Source organism: Methylophaga sp. UBA5088 (assembly GCF_002414625.1).
GTDB lineage: Bacteria > Pseudomonadota > Gammaproteobacteria > Nitrosococcales > Methylophagaceae > Methylophaga > Methylophaga marina.
Map to the genome: position 1 here is coordinate 1 of NZ_DIAC01000109.1, position 3,192 is coordinate 3,192.

Genomic DNA, 3,192 nt, shown 5'->3' on the forward strand with positions numbered 1-3,192 from the left:
AAATACGGTGGGATTTCATAACCGGTGTAGATAGCGGTATCTACCCTGACACCAGGGCCGCCTGGTGCATAGTAGTGGGTGATGCGTCCGAAGCTCGGTAGGAAGTCATTTTTTGGATCTTCGGCATTAATCCGAAACTGTAAAGCATAGCCGCGATAGGCAATGTCTTGCTGGCGGTAGCTTAACGGCAAGCCAGATGCGATACGTAATTGTTCACGGACAATATCAATACCGGTAATTTGTTCGGTAATGGTGTGCTCTACCTGAACCCGGGTATTCATCTCCATGAAATACACTTCATTACCAGTGAGCAAAAATTCGACGGTCCCCGCATTTTCATAATTCACTGCTTGAGCCGCTTTGACAGCCAGGCCACCGACATAATCACGCTGCTCAGGTGTCAGTTGTGGGCTTGGTGCAATTTCAATCAGTTTTTGATTACGGCGCTGAATAGAACAATCCCGTTCATACAAATGCACGACATTGCCTTCGCTATCAGCGAGGATTTGTACTTCAATATGACGAGGGTCAACAATACATTTCTCAAGGAAAACTTCAGCAGAACCGAATGCCTTTGTCGCTTCAGAAATAACGCGTGGATACTGTTGGCGCAATTCGTCGGCACTATCACAACGACGGATACCACGACCACCACCACCAGAGGTGGCTTTGATCATTACTGGATAACCCACTTCTTCAGCCAGCGCTAACGCTTCATCTAAGTCCGCTAAGTTGCCGTCAGAGCCCGGTGTAATGGGTACACCAGCATCGCGCATACTGTCTCTAGCGGCTGTTTTATCGCCCATTTTTTCAATAACGCTGGATTTGGGACCAACAAAAGTGATGTTGTGTTTTTCACACAGGCGGGCAAATTCGGCATTTTCAGATAAGAAACCATAGCCAGGATGGATAGCATCGCAACCGGTTTCTATCGCTAAGTTCACAATACGTAATGGATCAAGATAGCCAGCGAGTGGATCATCACCAAGTGAATAGGATTCGTCAGCACGTTTGACGTGTAATGCATAACGATCGGGTTCGGTATAAATAGCGACTGAACGAATGCCCATTTCTGCACATGCGCGAACAATGCGCACAGCAATTTCACCACGATTGGCGATTAACACTTTTTTCAACATGAGCTACTCCAGATTGAATCTAGGAAATAGGCTAGAGGAAATCATACATAATGAAAAATTGATATAATTTTGATTAGTGATAAGTAATTACTTATGTATAAGGTTTTTTAATTTTTATGTCATTGACTTTACAGCAATTAATTAGTCGACTGTCTTTTCGTCAAATGCAGGTGTTTCGAGCTGTCTATCAACAGCAAGGTTATGGAAAAGGGGCAGAAAGTTTGGGGCTGACTCAGCCCGCCGTCAGTTCTCAAATCAAAAAACTGGAGTCAGCGCTGGGGCAGCCGTTATTCGAATATGTCGGTAGAAAGCTTTATTGCACGCGAGCAGGTGAACGGGTAGCTGAACATATTGATGCCATATTTGAGCAAGTCGCCAGTTTGCAGAGTGATTTACATCGACTGGAGGGAAAGCTTTCAGGTGAGTTAAATCTGTGTGCGGTCAGTTCAGCCCAGTATGCGGTGCCGCATGTATTAAGAGGGTTTTTACAGCAGTATCCATCGGTCAATGTAAACCTGAATATTGTGAACCGTACGCAGGCCATTGAGCGTTTGAATGACAATAAAGAAGATTTGGTGATCATGGGCTTGGTACCTAATGATCGTTCCTTATCGTCCTTACCCTTTCTGGATAATGAATTGATACCCGTGGTGCCCGTACACCATCCACTTGCCACAAAAAAGCATATCCATCCGCAGCAATTTCTTGATGCACAATTGCTCAGTCGTGAATCTGGATCTGGTAATCGACTGGCCTTAGAGCAGCATTGTCAGCAACAACGTTTATCGCTGAATGTCTCCATGCAGTTTGGTTCTAATGATGCACTAAAGCATGCTGTTCTAGCTGGGTTAGGTGTCGCTGTTTTACCGAGGTTGAGTGTGTTATCTGAGCTGCGGCTGGGCCAGTTGGTCAGTCCGGTAATTAAAGGTTTCCCACTGCGACGCAGTTGGTGTCTGGTATCCCCTCAGGGTAAACATGCAACCCCTGTTACTCAGGCTTTTTTAGAGTATATCCAAACAAACTTGAAAGAGATTCATCAATATTTTCAATAGTTGGATGTTGTCTAGGGCTTCCTTAGCAGCTCGTCAATACTAATCTGATGATTGCCCCGGTGGATTTTAGATGTCAGATAACCATGGTTATGGCGGTTTGCAAATACCCCGGTAGGCCGTGTGCCATGAACCTGAATACCGGCCTTTTCCAGTTGCTGACGTTTGTCCGGATTGTTAGTCATTAGCATAATCTGATTCAGCTTGAGTGCATTCAGAATATCAGCCGCTGCTTGATAATCCCGTTCATCGACGTTATGACCAAGTTCGAGATTGGCGGTAAAGGTGTCATGTCCCTGTTCCTGCAAACGATAGGCATCGAGTTTTTCATACAAACCAATGCCGCGGCCCTCCTGACGCAGATACAGTAAATAGCCACCTTCTTTATTGAATAAACTTAATGCCTCCTGTAATTGCGGTCCGCAATCACAGCGTGCTGAACCCAGCGCATCACCGGTAACACACTCCGAATGGATGCGCACAAGAGGATGTGTGGGATCGGGTCTACCAAGCTTCAAAGCAAAGTGTTCTTTGCCATCCACAAAACCCGAAAAGCTATACATTTCTGCCATGGCCTCACTGCCATCATTAAGAATAATGGGTAACTGAACAGTCGTTCTAATCGTCACTGCGGATACGTCTTTGGCAGAACGGAAACAGTGGTTAATTCGTCTGAGCAATACGCTGAATAGCTTAGGGCGGTTTGAGTTCACAATGTAAGGCAACGTCTAATAAAGCAATCGGTGATCTTACTGCATCTGACTCTTTTTAAGAATAATTTATTGAAATACTGGAAAGTTTTCCCGCTAAAGGGGAAGTGCATTTCAGTCATCATCAGATTGAAATATCTCTGACGCATACTAAAAGGTCGGCACTAAATATGATGAGGCGTTTTGCGTGCAACAACTGAAGCAAACAGAAGATTGAAATATCTCTGACGCATACTAAAAGGTCGGCACTAAATATGATGAGGCGTTTTGCGTGCAACAACTGAAGCAAACAGA

Annotated in this window: 3 protein-coding genes; 1 reads left to right on the forward strand and 2 read right to left on the reverse strand. The window is 44.9% G+C overall.

Features of this window, described 5'->3' with window-relative positions; all coding sequences use genetic code 11:
* Nucleotides 1-1,139: biotin carboxylase N-terminal domain-containing protein (locus tag B4K20_RS13835; RefSeq protein WP_289283332.1), on the reverse strand; the 1,139-nt coding region annotated here is incomplete at its 3' end.
* A gap of 116 nt (nt 1,140-1,255) precedes the next feature.
* Here B4K20_RS13835 and B4K20_RS13840 point away from each other — a divergent pair.
* Nucleotides 1,256-2,191, forward strand: a complete 936-nt coding sequence (locus B4K20_RS13840) for a LysR family transcriptional regulator (protein WP_289283333.1) — start codon at nt 1,256-1,258, stop codon at nt 2,189-2,191.
* 11 nt (nt 2,192-2,202) lie between these two features.
* Here B4K20_RS13840 and B4K20_RS13845 read toward each other — a convergent pair whose 3' ends face one another.
* Nucleotides 2,203-2,817 carry a GTP cyclohydrolase II gene (locus B4K20_RS13845; RefSeq protein WP_289283334.1) on the reverse strand — a complete coding sequence of 205 codons (615 nt, stop codon included), beginning with the start codon at nt 2,815-2,817 and terminating at the stop codon, nt 2,203-2,205.
* Nucleotides 2,818-3,192: the final 375 nt, after the last annotated feature.

Bases quoted from the DNA above. Each gene is read 5' to 3' on its own strand.
- B4K20_RS13840 (WP_289283333.1), top strand. From the start codon at position 1,256: ATGTCATTGACTTTACAGCAATTAATTAGTCGACTGTCTTTTCGTCAA.